Raw genomic sequence first — 17,226 nt, 5'->3', positions numbered from 1 at the left:
CCGTCGCTCCTGACCCGCGGCGGTCAGCCGACGAGCGCGGTGGCGAGCTGCGCCGTCGGGCCCGCGCCCGCACCGGGCGCCGCCCGCAGCGCCGCGACCTGCAGCACCATCCACGGGCTGAACGCCCACGGCGTGGCGTCCACGGCACGCACGACGTCGCGCGGGTCGGCCCAGGCGATCTCCATGACCTCGTCCGGGTTCGGCTCGACGCCGCCCGCCGCACGCGCGGTGTAGACGGGGCAGATCTCGTTCTCGACGACCCCTGACGCGTCGACCGCGCGGTACCGGAACCCGGGCACGGAGACCTCGAGGTCGGTGACCCGCAGCCCGAGCTCGTGCTGCGCGTGACGGGTGATCGACTCCTCGGTGGTCTCCGTCCAGCGGGGGTGACCGCAGAACGAGTTGGTCCACACACCCGGCCACGTGCGCTTCGCGAGCGCGCGGCGCGTGAGCAGGAGGCGGCCGGAGTCGTCGAGCACGTAGCAGGAGAACGCCAGGTGGAGGGGGGTCTCGGTGGTGTGGACGGCGGAGCGCTCGAAGGTTCCGGTGCGGCGGCCCTCGTCGTCCACGGTGACGACGTGGTCGGCGGCGACGGGGACGTGACGGGTCATGCCGTCACTCTCGCACACCGGGGCCGGACGTCCGGAGACGGCGAGCCTGCCGTCAGGCGGTTTGCCGAGAGCCCCGGTCGGTGAAATAAGGTGAGCCTGACCTTCGTCCTGAGGGTGCGACCGGGTGGCCAGCCGGCCCGGTTCCGCCGAGCAGATCCTGAGAGCCGCATGTCTCCGTCCGCCGACACCCGTCCGCCGCGCGTCCCCGCGCCGCGCGCCGCGTCCGGCACGGTCGACGCCGCACCCGACGCCGCACCCGACGCCGCACCTCACGTGACGTCGTACGCCCCCGACGACCGCCCTGCGCCAGGACTCGCCCGGAGCGACGCCGCCCGCGGGGCCGGTCTGCTCGTCGCGCTCGTCGTCCTCGTCGGCGCCGTCGTGCTCAGCCTCGTCGTCGGGTCCAAGGCCGTCCCGACCGCGACGGTGTGGGACGCGCTCACCGCGTACGACGGGTCGGCGGACCACGTGATCGTGCGCGACCTGCGTCTGCCGCGCACGGTCGTCGGGCTCCTCGTGGGCGCCGCGCTCGGCGTCTCGGGAGCACTGATCCAGGCGATGACGCGCAACCCGCTCGCCGACCCGGGGATCCTCGGCGTGAACGCCGGCGCCGCGTTCGTCGTCGTGCTCGCGGTCGCGCTCCTGGGGATCACGGACATCTCGTCGTTCATCTGGTTCGCGTTCCTCGGCGCGATCCTCGCGACGGTCGCGGTGTACGCGATCGGCTCGCAGGGGCGCGGGGGAGCGACGCCGGTGCGGCTCACGCTCGCCGGTGTCGCGCTCGCGGCCGTGCTCGGCGGGATCTCGCAGGGGATCATGCTCCTCGACCCCGCCGTGTTCGACCGCATGCGGTTCTGGACCGCGGGCTCGCTCGCGGGCCGCACGATGGAGATGGCGGGGACGATCGCGCCGTTCGTGTTCGTCGGCCTGGTGCTCGCGCTCCTCGTCGCGCGGCCGCTCAACGCCGTCGCGCTCGGCGACGACCTCGCCAGCTCGCTCGGCGCGCACGTCGGCCGCACGCGCGTGCTCGTCGGCATCTCCGTGACGCTCCTGTGCGGCGCCGCGACGGCCGTGGCGGGGCCCATCGCGTTCGTCGGGCTCATGGTCCCGCACGTCGCGCGCTGGACGGTCGGCCCCGACCAGCGGTGGATCATCCCGTACTCCGCGGTGCTCGCCCCGGTCCTCCTCCTCGTGTCCGACGTCATCGGGCGTGTCATCGCGATCCCCGGTGAGATCCAGGTCGGCGTCATCACCGCGTTCGTCGGCGCCCCCGTGCTCATCGTGCTCGTGCGCCGCACGAAGGCGAGCGGGCTGTGAGCGCCCCGGCGCCGGTCCGGGGCCGGGGATCGGCGGTCCCGCCCGACGACGGCGCGCGCGTCGACTTCGGACGCCCGACCCGCGTCGTGCGCGGGTTCGGCGGCCGCCTGAGCCAGCGGCTCGACCTGCGCACGATCGCCGTGTGCCTGGGTCTCCTGGTCGTCGCGCTCGCCATCGGGGTCGTCGCGCTCATGACGGGCGACTACCCGCTGACCGTCCCGCAGGTGCTCGGTGCGCTCGTGGGCGGCGCGGACGGCCCCGTGCAGATGGTCGTCGTCGAGTGGCGCCTCCCGCGCGCGCTCCTGGCGCTCGTCCTCGGGGCGTGCCTCGGGGCGAGCGGCGCGATCTTCCAGTCGCTCACGCGCAACCCCCTGGGTAGCCCCGACATCATCGGCTTCAACACGGGCGCGTACACGGGCGCGCTCGTCGTCATGACCGTGCTCGGCAGCGGGTACACCTCCGTGGCGGGCGGCGCGCTGCTCGGCGGGATCGCCACCGCCGCCGTGGTCTACGTGCTCGCGTACCGGCGCGGGGTCCAGGGCTTCCGGCTCATCATCGTCGGGATCGCGGTGTCGGCGATGCTCGCGTCGCTCAACACGTGGCTCATCCTCAAGGCAGACCTCGAGACCGCGATGGCCGCCGCCGTCTGGGGCGCGGGGTCGCTCAACGGGACCACCTGGGCGCAGGCCGCACCCGCGTGCGTGCTCGCCGTCATCATCGCCCTCCCGCTCGTGTGGCTCGCCCCGCGCATGGCGATGCTCGAGCTCGGCGACGACGCCGCGACGGCGCTCGGTCTGCGCGGCGAGCGGGTGCGCCTCGCCCTGGTCCTCCTGGGCGTCGCCCTCACCGCGCTCGCCACCGCCGCCGCCGGCCCGATCGCGTTCGTCGCGCTCGCCGCGCCGCAGCTCGCGCGCCGCCTCACGGGCAGCGCGGGCGTCCGCATCCTGCCCGCCGCGGCGATGGGCGCCGTCCTGCTCGCCGCGAGCGACCTCGTCGCGCAGCGCGCGTTCGCGCCCACGCAGCTCCCCGTCGGCGTGGTCACCGTGAGCGTCGGCGGCGCGTACCTCGTGTGGCTCCTCGTGCGGGAGGCCCGCCGATGAGCCGCCGTCCGCTCTCCCCACAGATCCCCCGACGTGGAAGGACGCCCGTGAGCGCCACGACCTCCGCCGACCTGACCGGCACCCTGGGCGACGCCGTCCCCGGGACCGAGGACGCGCCGTCGGGCACGGAACGGGACGCGGTGGGCCCGGGCGGCACGGAGGTCTTGCCGGCCGACCGCCTGCACGCCGACGGCGTCACGCTCGGCTACGACGACCGCGTCATCTCCACGGACCTCGACGTGACGATCCCCGACGGGTCGTTCACGGTGATCGTCGGCCCGAACGCGTGCGGCAAGTCGACGCTCCTGCGCGCGCTGTCCCGCCTGCTCAAGCCGTCCCGGGGGCAGGTCGTGCTCGACGGCCGCGCCATCTCGTCGATCCCGGCGAAGGAGGTCGCGCGCCGCCTCGGCCTGCTGCCGCAGACGTCGATCGCGCCCGAGGGCATCACCGTCGCGGATCTCGTCGCGCGCGGGCGGTACCCGCACCAGAAGCTCCTGCGGCAGTGGTCGCGCGAGGACGAGGCCGCGGTCGTCGAGGCGATGGCCGCCACGGGCGTCACCGACCTCTCGGGCCGGCTCGTCGACGAGCTGTCGGGCGGGCAGCGGCAACGCGTCTGGGTCGCGATGGTCCTCGCGCAGGAGACCCCGATCCTGCTGCTCGACGAGCCGACGACGTTCCTCGACATCGCGCACCAGGTAGAGCTGCTCGAGCTGTGCGCCGACCTCAACCGCGACCGCGGCAACACGCTCGTCGCGGTGCTGCACGACCTCAATCACGCGTGCCGGTACGCGACGCACCTCATCGCGATGAAGGACGGCGCCGTCGTCGCCGAGGGTGCGCCGGGCGACGTCGTGACGGCCGCGCTCGTCGAGGAGGTCTTCGGGCTGCCGTGCCGCATCATCGACGACCCGGTCACCGGCACGCCGCTCGTCGTCCCGGAGGCGCGGCCGCGCCGGGCCTGACGACGCCCGCCGCCAGGTCCAGCACAAGGGCGGCTTGGGTGGCGTGCCGAACCCCGGGTTGTGCCTCCATCACGGGCTCGATCGACACACAAACCGGGGTTCGGCGGGCGAGGTTCCCCGCTCAGACGAAGCCGAACACCGGCGGGACCAGGATCACGACGGCGGCCGCCCACACCGCGTAGACCGGCAGGAACCGGGTCTGCCAGTGCACGAGCGCGTCGAACGGCCGGTGCCGCAGGAACCGGACCATGAGCACGGCCGACCCGACGAGGTGGACGAGCAGCAGGAGGTTGAGCCCGAGCGCGACGGCCTTGTTGGGGCTGACGCCGAACTCGGCGATCCGCGTGAGCATCGCCGTGAGCGCGATCGCGTCGACCGCGAGCGCCCCCACGACGAGCGCGAGCTGCAGCCCGTCGAAGACGGTCGGCGGCGCGAGCGGGTCCCGGGCCGAGACCGAGTACAGCAGCAGGCACACGACGAGCACGAGGATCGCGTTCATGAGGATGAGCAGCTCGCGGTCGACGTCGGCGAGGTTCCCCGACGTGGCGAGCACGGCGAACAGCGCGACGAGCATGACGACCGTCAGCGGCGTGAACACGCGGGTCAGGACCGGCGCGATGTTCTCGACGACGTTCTGCTTGGCCTCGACGAGCCACGCCGCGACGACGAGCGCGCCGGGCACGCAGAAGGGAAAGATCCAGTCCTCGAGGTACGGCTCGAGGTCGACGTCGGCGAGCGAGAACACCCCGGCCGTCAGGCCGACCAGCACGCCGCCGCCGAGCGCGAGGAGCGTGAAGTAGACCGCGAGCTCGCCCGTAAACCGGGCGAAGTCCATGCGGCGCGCGTCGGACCGCCATCGTCCGCCGATGTACGCGACGCCCACGAGCGCCCACAGGACCACGGGGGTGTGGATCGCCGCGATGATCTCCGTGGACCCGCCCGGGACGAACGGGTACGCGTTGAGCACGAGGGCCAGCACGACGAACGGCACGAGCAGCGTGAGGCCGACCTGCCACGTGAGCCGGCGCTTCCACGCGAAGTAGCCCGCGAGGAACGGGAACACGAGCAGGCCGACGTTGCGCAGCAGCACCCACTCGTCATCGACGAGCCACGTCGCCGTCTTGACGGCGATCCCGGCCCCCACGGCGAGCGCGAGGACGACGGCGAGCTCGCGCCACGACCGTGACCCGTCTGCCCCGCCCGCGGGGTCCTCGCGCACGAGGACGAGCTGCTTCCACAGCCGGTCGGAGTGCTCGCGCGCGAACTCGCGCGAGACGGCGTCGAGGTCGCCCATGCGCTTCACGGCGACGAGGAAGGCCTCCTCGTCGTCGAGGCCGGTGGCGCGCAGGTCCTCGACGCGCTCGCGCAGGTGGTCCTCCATCTCGTCGACGTCCGCCGACGAGATGGCCTCGCGCCGCTGCACGTAGCCGCGCCACTGGTCGATCTGGGCCTCCAGCTCGGCGTGCGCCCCGGCGGCGGCCGACCCGGCCGACCCGGCCGACCCGGCAGTCCCGGCTGTCCCGGCTGTCCCGTGCGCCATCAGGCCCATCCCTCCGCGAGGCGCGGCGGGTGCGCGGGGTCGGGCTGCGCCGACTGCCACACACGCTGGAGCGCCTCGGCGACGACGACCCACTGGTCCTGGCGCTCCGCGAGCGCCGCGCGGCCCGAGGCGGTGATCGCGTAGTGCTTGCGGCGGCGACCGACGTCGGACACGCCCCACGACGCCTCCACGTGACCCAGGCGCTCGAGCCGGTGCAGCAGCGGGTAGAGCATGCCGTCGGTCCACTGCATGCGGCCGTCGGAGAGCTCGCCGACGCGCTTGAGGATCGCGTACCCGTACGACTCGCCCTCCGCGAGGATGCCGAGCACGAGCGGGGTGGCCGACGCCGCGACCAGGTCCTTGTCGATGCGCACGGGGCGCCTCCTGTGTCCTGAGAACGTACCTAGAACTGCTAGGGCTTTGGAGCCTAACAGACCTAGGGGTAGCGGTCCGAGGGTGCTGCGGCTCGTCCGGGACCGTCAGCGGCCGTCAGCCGCGGTCGGCAGCGCCGGGTCGGCGTCGAGCAGCCAGCCGGTGAGAGCGTCGTCGACCATGGGACCGAGCGAACGACCGCGCGGCGCTGCCGCACCCGGTCGCCCGCGGGTCGCTCCCGCGACCGGTTCCCAACGCCGGGCGCTACGCCCCGCCCACCTCCGTCGCGACCAGGACGACGTTGTCGCCGTAGTGCCCGCTCCGGGTGTCGAACACCCCGCCGCACGTGATCAGCACGAGGCGGTGCGGGCCGTCGGCGCGGTACAGCTCGCGCGGCAGGCCCTGCGTCTTCGGGTACGAGCGACGCTCCACGATCTCGTACGTGGTGACGTGCCCGTCCGCGACGGCGACCTGGACCTTCGTCCCCGTCGGCGCCTCGACGAGGCGCAGCATGGGCCCCGTCCGCGCGCCCGAGGCGTCGACGTGCGCCGCCAGGACGACGCTGCCCGACGGCGCCCCTGGCACCGCGCCGCTCGACCACCAGCCGACGACGCGCGGGTCGGGCGGGAGGTCGAGCGCGCCGTCGGGCAGCACACCGACCGGCACCACCTCGGCCGAGACGTCCGCAGCGAGGACGTCCAGGTGGATTGGGGGCGAGACGGCGACCCCGCTCGGGAACGGCGGCACCGGACCCGGCGAGGGCGTCGGATCGGACGCCGGTGCCGACGGCGCAACCGTCAGCGGCGCCGCGCGGACGGCCGGCACCCCGGTGCCGGCGTCCGGGACGCGCAGCTCGGGAGGCTGCAGGACGAGCGCGACGCCGACCGCGATCGCGCACGCCCCGCCGCCTCCGAGGACGAGGGGGGCCCGCCAGCGACCGGGTCGTCGGCGGGCCGCCGTCACGTGGTCTGCCGACGGCGGGCGACGACGAGGCCGGCCGTCACGACGGCGACGGCGCCGACGGCGAGGAGCGCCAGCCCGAGCGGCTGCGGCCCGGTGGCCGCGTCACCGCCCGTGCCGGCAGGCACGGACGATGGGATGCCGAGCTCCTGCGCGCTCGCGAGCAGACCGTCGAGGTGCTTCTGCACGACAGGTGCGGCCGCGGCCGCCGCGTCCTTGACCGACTGCTCCGATCCCTCCGCGATCTCCTGCTCACCGGCGGCGATCGTCTGGCGGTGGCCGGTGATCTGTGACTCGACCCACGCGGTGTCGAACGCCTCGCCCGTCTGGCTCTTCACGGACTCGAGGGTGGCCTGCTGCTCCGCGGTCGGCGCGTCGGGCAGCGTGACGCCCAGCTCGGACGCGAGCGCCGTGAGGTCGGCGTCGAGCGCGGTGTGGTCGTCGATCAGCATCCGCCCGTGGTGGCGGACGTCCTCCGTGGTCGCCTGGGCGACCGCTGCCTCTCCGGCGGCGATCTCGGCAAGGTTGCCCTGGTGGGCGGAGGCCATCCACTGCTGGTCCTGGTCGGACGGTGCAGCGGCGGCAGGTCCGGCGGCGAGCGCGACGGCTCCGACGGCGGCGGCGATGACGACGGTGGTGCGACGAAGATGGGTCATGGTGTGCTCCTCGTGCGGCGGGGGTGCGGGGCCCGCCTGCTCGAGCCGTCGTCCCATCGTGGGAAACGACGCCGCGGCACGCACGTCGGGGAGAACCGTCGCCGGGTTGCGTGCGCTGCGAGGCCCGACAGGGTGGTGGGACGCGGGCCCCCGGTGCCCGACGGTGAGCAGAGGAGACACGATGAGCGTGCCGACGAGCAACCCTGGACCGATCGCGGAGATCCACCCGGGGATGCGGGTCGTGGACAGCGCCGGCGACGACGTCGGCACGGTCGAGGACGTCCGCATGGGCGACCCGGGGGCCGTCACGCCCGGTACCGAGGACCGTGGGGCCCACGACGGGCTGATCGGCGCCGTCGTCGACGCCGTGACGACGGGGGACGGCCTGGCGGACGCCGACCGGGAGCGGCTGCGCCGGCTCGGCTATCTGCGGATCGACGCCAAGGGGTTCCTCGCCGGCAACCGCTACGCCGCGTCGGACGAGGTCGCCGGCGTGGACGACGACGTGGTGCGGCTCTCCGTGCCGGGCTCGCACCTCGTCGGTTGAGCGGTTCGCAGGGCCGGCACGTATCGTGAGGACGACGGCGCCCTCTTCCGTCGATGGCCGCACGGAGCACCCGACGGGACGGCGATGCCGCACACCTACCTCTTCGCCCTGACCGACGGCGGCGGGACGGTCCCGCCCGAGCTGGGGGCCGTGCGTCGTCTCGTGGAGCGCGGGCACCGGGTGCGCGTGCTCCACGAGGACTCGATGGCGCCCGAGGTGCGGGCGACAGGCGCGATCTCCGTCCCGTGGCGCCGGGCGCCGAACCGCCCCGACCGCGACCCCGCGAACGACCCGCTCAAGGACTGGGAGGCGCGGGGCCTCCTCGCGCAGGCCCGGGACATGGGCGAGGTGGTGATCACCGGGCCGGCTCCTGCGGTCGCGCGCGACGTCCTCGACGAGATCGACCGCGAGCGCCCCGACCTCGTCGTCACGTCGGTCTTCACGTTCGGCGCGATGGTCGCGGCCGAGTCCCGCGGCATCCCGTTCGACGTGCTGATCCCCAACGTCTACGCCCTGCCCGCGCCGGGCCGCACGCCCTTCGGCGCAGGGCTGAAGCCCGCGCACGGACCCCTCGGACGCTCCCGCGACCGCGCCATGACGAGCCTGTCGTCGCGCGTGTTCGACCGGTACACGCTCGCCGGGATGAACGGGCTCCGCGCCGGCCTGGGCCTCGGCCCACTGACGCACTCGTGGGAGCAGATGAGCGCCGCGCGCCGCCACCTCGTCATGACGAGCCCGGCGTTCGATCTGCCCGGCCCGCTCCCGGCGAACGCGCGGTACGTCGGGCCCGTGCTCGACGACCCAGCATGGGCCGACGACGCCCCGTGGGCCCCTCCGCCCGGCGACGACCCGCTCGTCCTCGTCGCGCTGTCCTCGACGTTCCAGGACCAGGCCGCGCTGCTCGGTCGCATCGTCGACGCGCTCGCGACGCTGCCCGTGCGGGGGATCGTCACGACCGGGCAGAGCCTGGCGCCCGACGCGGTCCCGGGTGCGGCGAACGTGGTCGTCGTCGCGTCTGCGGCGCACCACGCGATCCTGCCCGACGCCGCGCTCGTCGTCACGCACGGCGGGCACGGCACGCTGCTCAAGGCTCTCGCGGCGGAGTGCCCCGTCGTCGTGCTCCCGCACGGCCGCGACCAGGCCGACAACGCGGTGCGTGTCACGCTGCGCGGCGCGGGCGTCGCGATCTCGCGACGCTCGTCCGCCGACCGCATCGCACGGTCCGTGCGTCGCGTGCTCGACGACCCCGGCTACGCGCGCGCCGCGGCAGCGCTCGGGACCGCGATCCGCCACGACGCCGAGCACAGCACGCTCGTAGCGGAGCTCGAGGACCTCACCGCCCGGCAATAGCGGCGCGGCGCCGCGGAGGGTGCCGTGCTGAGCGTCGACGAGCCCTCGACGGGTGAACGCCTCACGGTCGACCGCGAGGGCGGCGCCGAGGGCATCCACGAGTACCTCCAGACGAAGTACACGCTCACGGCCCGACCCGTTCGCGGCGTCGTGAGGACGTACCGCGCAGGCGTCCGGAAGGCGCTTATACCTCCTGTCCGTCGCCCACGCACGTCCAGGCGGATCATGTGGTAGATGTATGTCCGGATTCGACGTAGTGTCTGCGGCGTGAACATCTACCTCGTGCTGTCGCGGAGCCGCACCGTCCTGTCCCGGACGATCGCCCTGGCGACGCGCGACGAGTTCACGCACGCCTCCCTCGCTCTGGACCCCGGGCTCGACCTCATGTTCAGCTTCGCGCGACGGCGCGCGAACAACCCGTTCGTGGGGTGCTTCAAGCGCGAACGGCTCGACGACGGCCTCTACCGCGGCATGGACGTCGTGCCCGGGCTGGTGCTCGAGATCCCGGTCACGCCGGACCAGCACGCGGTGATCTGCGCCCGCATCAGCGAGTTCCTCCTGGATTCGCACGCCTACTCGTACAAGAAGACCGGGCTCGTCAGCGTGCTGACCGGGCGCGGGTCGGAGGACGACACGCGCTTCGTGTGCTCCGAGTTCGTCTACCACGTGCTCCACGGTGCGGGCGTGTGCGACCTCGGGGTCGCTCGCTGGCAGGTGCGCCCGCAGATGCTGCTGGACCTTCCGGGCGAGGTCGTCTTCCGCGGCGACCTCAAGGAGTACGCGGCGCGGCACCGTCCCGGCATCCACGGGGTCTCGTCGGTGCCGGCGCTCACGTTCGCCCCGACCGGGGCGCGCGCGCTCGCCTGAGCCGCACGGGCGCCGTCGGGCACCCGGAGGCCCACGCTGATCGCCCGTCGCCGCACGGACCCTCGCGCGGGGACCGGACGTGCGGAAGGGCGAGGCCGGTGGACCGGAACGGCCCACGACCCCGCCCCTCCGCAGGACGACCTGACCGGCTACCCGGTGTAGGTCTCGAGCTCGGCGATGCGCGGCGTGCCCGACGCGCTCGTGATCACGAGGTTGATCTTCTTCGTCGACGTCGCCGGGAACGCGGCCGTCCCCGCGCCCGAGCCGGTCTTGAGGACCGCACCCGTGTCGTTGTCCACGAGCCGCCAGGCGCCGAGCGTGCCGCCGCCCGAGGCCGTGCGGATGACGACCGACGACACGGTCTTCGCCGTGCCCCACTTGACCGAGACCGTGCCCGTGGATCCGCTCGGCGACCAGTAGGTGCTGGCGTCACCGTCGATCGCGTTCCCGTAGCTCGTGCCGCTGGCCTTGCTCGACCCGTCCGCGCCCGCGCCGATGCTCAGGTTCGTGCCCGACGGCGGGTCGGTCGGGTCAGGGTCCGGCGGGTCCGTGGGGTCCGGGTCCGGCGGGTCGGTCGGGTCGGGGCTCTCGCCACCGAAGGTGACCCGGAGCGAGCCGTCGGACGCGAACGACCAGCCGAGCGCGCCGTCGTACGCCCCGCACGCGGAGCCGTTCGACCCGTTGTAGAACGAGTTGCCACCGGCGTCCGTGCCGACCGTCTTGTCGTTCGACCCGGAGTCGCACGACACGTTGCCGCTGTAGCGGTGCGTGCCGGCGTCGAAGCTGAAGTTGCGCTCCTCGTTGCCGACGGCCACGTTCCCGCTCATGGTGATCGAGCCGGGGTTGGAGTTGTAGGTGAAGCCGTGCTTGCCGTTGTCCACGGCGAACGAGTTCCGCACGACGTGGTTCACCTTGATGTCCTCGCCGCCGAGCTTGAAGCCGTTGCGGTCGCCGTTGCCGGCCTGGCCGCCGTTGGACAGCGTGCCGTTCCCGAAGGCGAGCGAGCTCTCGATCGTCACTGCGCCGATCGGGCCGGTGTCGGTCTTGGTGTACAGGTCCCAGCCGTCGTCGATGTTGTGGTGCGCGACGGTGTTGCGGAACACGTTGCCCGGACCGGACGTGAGCTTGGCCGCGAAGCCGTCCGCGTCCTCACCGTCGGAGTCGACGTTGTCGTGCGACTCGCTGGACACGACGAGATTGTTCGACGGCCACTCGCTCGCCGGCGCGCCGGCCACGAGGCGCGAGAGCTGCAGGCCCGTGTCGTTGTTGTGGCGCGTCACGACCCGCTCGATGACGTTGTTGTTGCCGCCGAGGAGGATGCCGTTGTCACCGGCGTGCTCGACGACGATCCCGTAGACGTGCCACCAGTCGCCGCCGATCGCGAGGCCCCGGTTGGCGGGATCCTCGGCCTGCGCCGAGAAGTTCAGCACCGGCTTCTCGCCCGGGTAGGCGGACAGCAGCGTGCGGTTGCCCGACGTGCCGTCGTTGCCCGGCTCGATCGTGACGGTCTGCGACAGGTTGTACGTGCCGCCCCGCAGGAAGATCTCGCCACCCGAGGCGACGCGGTCGATCGCGACCGGGAGCGTCGTCGGCGCGGAGAGCGTGCCCGCGGCGGACGCGCTGCCGTTCGGCGCGACGTAGATCGTCTCGGCGGTCGGCTCCGGCGGATCCGTGGGGTCAGGGTCCGGCGGGTCGGTCGGGTCCGGGTCCGGCGGGTCCGTGGGGTCAGGGTCCGGCGGGTCCGTGGGGTCCGGCGTCTGCGGCGTGCACGAGCCGTCGGAGACCTTCAGGCCCTTGTTCGCACCGGCCGTCTGGTTCACGAGGGCGGGGACGCAGCTCGCGCCGTCCATCGTGTACGAGTAGGGGATGGAGACGCTCGTCGTGGACGTCGGGTTCGGCCCGGCGGGCTGGATGTCACCCTCCGGCTCGGACCACGTGATGTTGTCGAAGACGTTGCCCGCGACCTGCCACGTGCCCTTCTGGTCCGTGTAGAACGTCCCGAGGACGTCCTTCGAGTCCTCGAAGTAGTTGTTCTCCACCTTCGCCTTCGCGCCGGCGCGCGAGTTGATGCCCGACTCGTTGAGCTGGACGTAGTGGTTGTTGTAGATGTGCGCGATCCCCCCGCGCAGCAGCGGGGTGCGCGAGTCGAGGTTCTCGTACTTGTTGTGGTGGAACGTCACGAACCCGTTCGAGGTGTCGCTCTCGCTCGAGCCGATGAGGCCACCACGGCCGGAGTTGCGCAGGATGCTGTAGGACAGCGTCACGTACTGGACGCCGCCCTTCATGTCGAAGAGGCCGTCGAAGCCCTCGGACTCGCCGCCCGACGCCTCGAGCGTGACGTGGTCGACCCACACGTTGCGGACGCCGCTCTCCATGCCGATCGCGTCGCCGCCGTTGGAGGTCGGGGAGCCCGACTTCTTGACGTTCTTGACCGTGACGTTCTGGATGATGATGTTCTCGGCCTCGCGGATGTGGATGCCGAGCTGGTCGAACGTGGCACCGCTGCCCACGCCGACGATCGTGACGTTGCTGATCTGCTTGAGCTCGATGACGCCGGCTGCGGTGTTGCAGCTGTCGCCCGAGACCTTCGCCGTGTTGCCGTGGTTGATCGTGCCCTCGACCTGGATCGTGATCGGGGTGTCGTCGCTGGCCCGGTTGCACAGGGCCGCGTGGATCTGCGTCCCCGTCGTGGCCCGGACGGTCTGCCCGCCGGCACCGCCGGTGGTCCCCCCGTTCTGGGTCGCGTAGCCCGTCGGGCTGCCGGTCACGGCCGCCGTGGCCGTCGTCGCCAGGGCTGTCACGCCCATGGCTGCGGCCAGGGACATCGCGGCACCTGCCGCGACGAGTCGTCGTGCGACTGGTCGTCTCATCGTTGCCTCACCTTTCGTCATCGAAATTCGGGGCAGTGCTGTTCGAGCTGTTCGTGCTCTTGGTGCTGTGGTGCTCCGCTGCCGGGTCTGGCTGACCCGAGCGCTCCGATACCGACGTCGTCCGCTCCGGTGCGGACGTCCGTCGAGCTCCCTCTCACGCCTCCTCGACGAGCACGTGGTCCCGGGCCGTGCCCGCTCCGCCGTCGGAGCGGGCACACCCATGGAGACCCGGAGGAGGACGGGTAACCGGTTTCTCGATCGTAGGAGACCGGTTTCTCATGCGCAAGGCCGAGTTTCCCGTCCGGCACGCGCGACGGTGCTGAGATGCGGGCTGAGGGCGGTTCCGCTTCAGTGATCTTGTGGCCGAAGCGGTGCTGTTCGGCGTGATCGCCTCGAGCGCGCTCGTGCTGGGTCGTACGAGCGTGGCGGTCTCGGCCGCGCGGTCCTCGGTCTCGCCGCCGGAGCACTCGTCTTCACGCTCCTCAGCGCACGTCTGGACGCCGCGGCCCGGGCCGGATCGCGCACCGGACCGGACGACGAGGGGAGCGACAAGCTCGACCTCGACGCCGCGTCGCAGGAGCTCCCGCCGACGTCGGCGTCGACGCGCGGCGCCGCCGGGCTCGCGCTTCTCGCTGCGGTGACCCTGGACGAGGTCCGGCGCGGGACCGCTCTCCACCGCGTCGGGCGAGACGATCTCGCTGCCCCTGGCGTTCGCCGCCGGGGCCGTGCTCGCCTCGCTCGCCGACACGCTCATGCCCGAGGCCTACGAGCAGGGCGGCCCGGTCGTCGCGCTGAGCACCGCCGCCGGCTTCACGCTGTCGTTCGCGTTGTCTCTCGCGTGAGCGACGGCCGCGCGCCGGTCCCACCGCGTGCCGCTCACCCGCAGAGCGTCCCGGTTGTCCACGTCCGGGCTGGCCGGGGCCGCGTGCGACCGGGACCACGTCGTGTCATCGTTCGGGGACGCGCTACGTCGACACCCGAGGAGGCAGGCATGACCCGCACTCTCGTCGCGACCACGGCCTCCGGTGACCCCAGGGAACTGGGCTGAGGACACGTCATGGGCGAAGAGGTGAAGGCCCAGGAGTTCTCCCGCGCCGACCGCACGCGCCACCGGGAGAAGGTGCGCCGCAACCTCGACGTGTTCGCCCGGATGCTGCGTGAGGCCCGGTTCGACACCGACGATCCGATGACAGGCCTCGAGGTCGAGCTCAACCTCGTGGACGACGCCGACGACCCCGCGCTGCAGAACGCCGAGGCGCTCGAGGCCATTGCCGACCCTGACTTCCAGACCGAGCTGGGCCAGTTCAACATCGAGATCAACATACCGCCGGCGAAGATCCGTGAGGGTGGGCTGACCGCGTTCGAGGACAAGCTGCGCCGCAGCCTCAACAACGCCGAGGCGAAGTCGGCGCGGGTCGGCGCGCACATGGTGATGATCGGCATCCTGCCGACCCTTGACGAGGGGCACATGAGCCCGGGCTCGTTGAGCGACAACCCGCGCTACACGTTGCTCAGCGAGCAGATCCTCAACGCCCGCGGCGAGGACATCACCATTGCGATCGACGGTACCGAGCGGCTGCGGACGACCACCGACTCGATCGTGCCCGAGGCAGCGTGCACGAGCACCCAGCTGCATGTGCAGACCGCACCCGACCAGTTCGCGGAGTACTGGAACGCCTCCCAGGCGATCGCGTCGGTGCAGGTGGCGCTGGGCGCGAACTCGCCGTACCTGCTCGGCAAGGAGCTGTGGCGCGAGACCCGGATCCCGTTGTTCGAGCAGGCGACCGACACCCGCAGCGACGAGCTCAAGGCGCAGGGCGTCCGACCGCGGGTGTGGTTCGGCGAGCGCTGGATCAACTCCGTGTTCGACCTCTTCGAAGAGAACGTGCGGTTCTTTCCGGCGCTGCTCCCGGTGACCGACCCGGAGGACCCGCTCGAGGTCCTCGAGCGCGGCGACACCCCGACCCTGCCCGAGCTCCGGCTGCACAACGGCACGATCTACCGCTGGAACCGTCCGGTGTACGACATCGCCCACGGGATCCCGCACCTACGAGTCGAGAACCGGCTGCTCCCGGCCGGACCGACCGTCGCGGACACGATGGCGAACGCCGCCTTCTACTTCGGCCTGGTGCGGGCGCTCGCCGACAGTGCGCGCCCGCTGTGGTCGCAGATGTCGTTCAGCGCGGCTGAGGAGAACTTCCACGTCGCCGCCCGGCGGGGGATCGACGCCCATGTCTACTGGCCGGGGCTCGGGCAGGTCCCCGCCACCGAGCTGGTGCTGCGCCGGCTCCTCCCGATGGCGCGCGACGGGCTGGCCGCGTGGGGAGCCTCGACCACGGAGACCGACCGCCTGCTCGGCATCATCGAGCAGCGTTGCCTCACCGGTGTGAACGGCGCCGAGTGGTTCGTGCGACGGATGCACGCGGCACGCCGGGGAAAGCCTCGCTACGACGCCCTCCGGGAGACCCTGCGGGACTACCGCGAGCGGATGCACACCAACGAGCCGGTACACACCTGGGATTGAGAGGTCGGAACCCGGTGAGTCGGGGTGCTCGCGGTGCGAGTCCGGGACCGCCATCCGAACGCAGAAAGTCCCGGCCAGGATCACCTGACCGGGACTTTCCGAAGGTCTTTCCGACTCGGAAGTCGAAACCCTCGTCACGTGGGTGGTTCCGGAAACACCCTGACCAGCACGTCCGGGGGTACGGCACCGGTGCCAGGCACACCCAGATCGGCCATCTAGGCACACCTTCAAGCCGCCGTCATGAGTCCTTACCTACTGCGTCGGCCGGTTGGTCGAGGGCGCGGCGCTATCCTGGGAGATGACCGTGATGGAGGTGGGTCAGGTGGCCAAGAAGATCAGTGCGAGCGACGCCGCACGGGCAGCCGTTCGCTCGACGAGAGCGTCGGCGAAGCTCGAAGGTCGCGTCGTCAAGTCCACGACGCGCTCCGCGGTCACGGGCCGCTACGTCGCCGCGCGCCCCGCGCGGACGAAGTGACCGGGCTCGACCCGGACTACGGCAGCACCCCGCTCGACTTCGAGGAGCTGGATGCCCTCCTGCCGGACGTCGCCGAGGCAATCGGCGACCCGCTGACAAAGGCCTCGGTCTACGAGTTGGAGCAGGCGTACGAGGACGCGGTGCGCGAAGCATTAGTGGTGCGCGCCGCGGCGGGCGAGCTCCCTCTGACCGACCTGCTGACCGACTGGACGCTCCGGGACCTGCACGCTCGCCTCTACGAGAACGTCTGGACCTGGGCGGGCCTGTACCGTCAGCGCGAACTCAGCATCGGCATCGACCCCGTGATGATCGCCGTCGAGCTTCGTTCCACGCTCGAGGACCTGCTGTACCGCTGGGAGCACACCTCAGACTGGACCGCCAAACAGCTGGCGATGGCAACGCACGCTGAGGCCGTGCGGATCCACCCTTTCGTCGACGGCAACGGCAGGTCCACCCGCCTACTGGCCGACCTCGTCCTACTCGCGGCGACGCCCGACGACGAGCCAGCGGTCGTGCTCGACTGGGACCTGGACAAGACGCTCTACATCCCGGCATTGCGCCGATTCGACCAGGCTCACGACCCCAGTGAGCTCGCGGACCTGGTTGACCTGGTCGCGGTCGAGAAGGACTGAACTCCACCGAATGCCGGATATGCGCGACGTCGCGCATGAGTCGAAGCGAATCTGGAAGCCGGCGCACATCAGAGCCTCCATCGGCCGCGAAGCGGGACATCTTGTACGAAGAATCCTGGCCATGCCCGCTCCAGTCTCGGCCGGCCAGGCCCGAGCGCGCGCGATCTTCGACGCGCGCGAGCCCTACCGGTTCTTCCCACACGCCCGCCATGCTGTCCGAACAACCACCCCGCAACGCTGCGTCTGGGCACACACCGGCCCACCACGACGTGCCGAGCCACCACCCCCTGCCGACTGCGGAATCACCGTCACCGTCGCGGACACCACCCACGAGCGCGACCGCCAGACCTTGCCCTGGCAATCGACAGCCTGGGCGATCTCCTACAACAGGCGCACCTACGCCGAGACCTTCAACGCACACATCCGCTTCACCGATGCCAACC

At 72.2% G+C, this 17,226-nt stretch carries 16 protein-coding genes and 1 pseudogene; 11 read left to right on the top strand and 6 right to left on the bottom strand.

Annotated elements, in window-relative coordinates; all coding sequences use genetic code 11:
- Positions 1 to 23: 23 nt before the first annotated feature.
- Complete coding sequence (gene idi, locus AC4H2G_RS20840) at positions 24 to 611, bottom strand: isopentenyl-diphosphate Delta-isomerase (protein ID WP_494367651.1); 588 nt, start codon at positions 609 to 611, stop codon at positions 24 to 26.
- Between the two features lie 168 nt (positions 612 to 779).
- Between idi and AC4H2G_RS20835 the strand changes: the two genes are divergently transcribed.
- The 3 genes from AC4H2G_RS20835 (at position 780) to AC4H2G_RS20825 (ending at position 3,990) form a co-directional block, all read left to right on the top strand.
- Positions 780 to 1,928, top strand: a complete 1,149-nt coding sequence (locus AC4H2G_RS20835) for an iron chelate uptake ABC transporter family permease subunit (RefSeq protein ID WP_494367650.1) — start codon at positions 780 to 782, stop codon at positions 1,926 to 1,928.
- A complete protein-coding gene (gene fepG / locus AC4H2G_RS20830) occupies positions 1,925 to 3,028 on the top strand; it encodes an iron-enterobactin ABC transporter permease (protein WP_494367649.1) in 1,104 nt (367 codons plus the stop codon). The genes AC4H2G_RS20835 and fepG overlap by 4 nt, the downstream gene beginning before the upstream one ends.
- A 140-nt stretch (positions 3,029 to 3,168) precedes the next feature.
- On the top strand, positions 3,169 to 3,990 hold the full coding sequence (locus AC4H2G_RS20825; RefSeq protein WP_494367681.1) for an ABC transporter ATP-binding protein: 822 nt from the start codon (positions 3,169 to 3,171) through the stop codon (positions 3,988 to 3,990).
- Positions 3,991 to 4,111: 121 nt separating this feature from the next.
- Here AC4H2G_RS20825 and AC4H2G_RS20820 read toward each other — a convergent pair whose 3' ends face one another.
- From AC4H2G_RS20820 to AC4H2G_RS20805, 4 genes are all read right to left on the bottom strand, one after another.
- Positions 4,112 to 5,530 (bottom strand): permease prefix domain 1-containing protein, encoded by a 1,419-nt coding sequence (locus AC4H2G_RS20820; protein ID WP_494367648.1) that lies wholly within the window; start codon positions 5,528 to 5,530, stop codon positions 4,112 to 4,114.
- Entirely contained in the window at positions 5,530 to 5,904 is a 375-nt protein-coding gene (locus tag AC4H2G_RS20815; protein WP_494367647.1) for a PadR family transcriptional regulator, read from the bottom strand. Before AC4H2G_RS20815 ends, AC4H2G_RS20820 begins: the two co-directional genes overlap by 1 nt.
- A gap of 262 nt (positions 5,905 to 6,166) precedes the next feature.
- Positions 6,167 to 6,865 (bottom strand): class F sortase, encoded by a 699-nt coding sequence (locus AC4H2G_RS20810; RefSeq protein WP_494367646.1) that lies wholly within the window; start codon positions 6,863 to 6,865, stop codon positions 6,167 to 6,169.
- Entirely contained in the window at positions 6,862 to 7,518 is a 657-nt protein-coding gene (locus AC4H2G_RS20805) for a DUF4142 domain-containing protein (protein ID WP_494367645.1), read from the bottom strand. The genes AC4H2G_RS20810 and AC4H2G_RS20805 overlap by 4 nt, the downstream gene beginning before the upstream one ends.
- A 181-nt stretch (positions 7,519 to 7,699) precedes the next feature.
- Here AC4H2G_RS20805 and AC4H2G_RS20800 point away from each other — a divergent pair, with 181 nt between their 5' ends.
- The 4 genes from AC4H2G_RS20800 (at position 7,700) to AC4H2G_RS20785 (ending at position 10,282) form a co-directional block, all read left to right on the top strand.
- Complete coding sequence (locus AC4H2G_RS20800) at positions 7,700 to 8,065, top strand: hypothetical protein (protein ID WP_494367644.1); 366 nt, start codon at positions 7,700 to 7,702, stop codon at positions 8,063 to 8,065.
- Between the two features lie 84 nt (positions 8,066 to 8,149).
- Positions 8,150 to 9,415 (top strand): glycosyltransferase, encoded by a 1,266-nt coding sequence (locus AC4H2G_RS20795; protein WP_494367643.1) that lies wholly within the window; start codon positions 8,150 to 8,152, stop codon positions 9,413 to 9,415.
- A 24-nt stretch (positions 9,416 to 9,439) separates the two neighbouring features.
- On the top strand, positions 9,440 to 9,649 hold the full coding sequence (locus tag AC4H2G_RS20790) for a hypothetical protein (RefSeq protein WP_494367642.1): 210 nt from the start codon (positions 9,440 to 9,442) through the stop codon (positions 9,647 to 9,649).
- A gap of 33 nt (positions 9,650 to 9,682) precedes the next feature.
- Positions 9,683 to 10,282, top strand: a complete 600-nt coding sequence (locus AC4H2G_RS20785) for a hypothetical protein (protein WP_494367641.1) — start codon at positions 9,683 to 9,685, stop codon at positions 10,280 to 10,282.
- Between the two features lie 149 nt (positions 10,283 to 10,431).
- Here the strand turns inward: AC4H2G_RS20785 and AC4H2G_RS20780 are convergent, their stop codons facing one another.
- Positions 10,432 to 13,152: a right-handed parallel beta-helix repeat-containing protein gene (locus AC4H2G_RS20780; RefSeq protein WP_494367640.1), complete on the bottom strand. Its 2,721-nt coding sequence runs from the start codon at positions 13,150 to 13,152 to the stop codon at positions 10,432 to 10,434.
- 1,057 nt (positions 13,153 to 14,209) lie between these two features.
- Here AC4H2G_RS20780 and AC4H2G_RS20775 point away from each other — a divergent pair.
- The 4 genes and pseudogenes from AC4H2G_RS20775 to AC4H2G_RS20760 all read left to right on the top strand — a co-directional run.
- A complete protein-coding gene (locus AC4H2G_RS20775; protein WP_494367639.1) occupies positions 14,210 to 15,676 on the top strand; it encodes a glutamate-cysteine ligase family protein in 1,467 nt (488 codons plus the stop codon).
- 298 nt (positions 15,677 to 15,974) lie between these two features.
- Positions 15,975 to 16,151: a hypothetical protein gene (locus AC4H2G_RS20770; protein WP_494367638.1), complete on the top strand. Its 177-nt coding sequence runs from the start codon at positions 15,975 to 15,977 to the stop codon at positions 16,149 to 16,151.
- On the top strand, positions 16,148 to 16,783 hold the full coding sequence (locus tag AC4H2G_RS20765; protein ID WP_494367637.1) for a Fic family protein: 636 nt from the start codon (positions 16,148 to 16,150) through the stop codon (positions 16,781 to 16,783). Before AC4H2G_RS20770 ends, AC4H2G_RS20765 begins: the two co-directional genes overlap by 4 nt.
- A gap of 121 nt (positions 16,784 to 16,904) precedes the next feature.
- Positions 16,905 to 17,226 (top strand): annotated as a pseudogene (locus AC4H2G_RS20760) (hypothetical protein); the annotation flags it as partial.

Source organism: Cellulosimicrobium sp. BMG9.23, assembly GCF_059159985.1.
The sequence above is the reverse complement of the archived record's forward strand: the minus strand, read 5'-3'. Positions and strand labels throughout refer to the sequence as shown.

Coding starts and splice junctions, on each gene's coding strand:
- AC4H2G_RS20800 (WP_494367644.1), top strand. CDS start 7,700: ATGAGCGTGCCGACGAGCAACCCTGGACCGATCGCGGAGATCCACCCG.
- AC4H2G_RS20780 (WP_494367640.1), bottom strand. CDS start 13,152: ATGAGACGACCAGTCGCACGACGACTCGTCGCGGCAGGTGCCGCGATG.
- AC4H2G_RS20770 (WP_494367638.1), top strand. CDS start 15,975: ATGACCGTGATGGAGGTGGGTCAGGTGGCCAAGAAGATCAGTGCGAGC.
- AC4H2G_RS20795 (WP_494367643.1), top strand. CDS start 8,150: ATGCCGCACACCTACCTCTTCGCCCTGACCGACGGCGGCGGGACGGTC.
- AC4H2G_RS20835 (WP_494367650.1), top strand. CDS start 780: ATGTCTCCGTCCGCCGACACCCGTCCGCCGCGCGTCCCCGCGCCGCGC.
- idi (WP_494367651.1), bottom strand. CDS start 611: ATGACCCGTCACGTCCCCGTCGCCGCCGACCACGTCGTCACCGTGGAC.
- AC4H2G_RS20775 (WP_494367639.1), top strand. CDS start 14,210: ATGGGCGAAGAGGTGAAGGCCCAGGAGTTCTCCCGCGCCGACCGCACG.
- AC4H2G_RS20805 (WP_494367645.1), bottom strand. CDS start 7,518: ATGACCCATCTTCGTCGCACCACCGTCGTCATCGCCGCCGCCGTCGGA.
- AC4H2G_RS20820 (WP_494367648.1), bottom strand. CDS start 5,530: ATGGCGCACGGGACAGCCGGGACAGCCGGGACTGCCGGGTCGGCCGGG.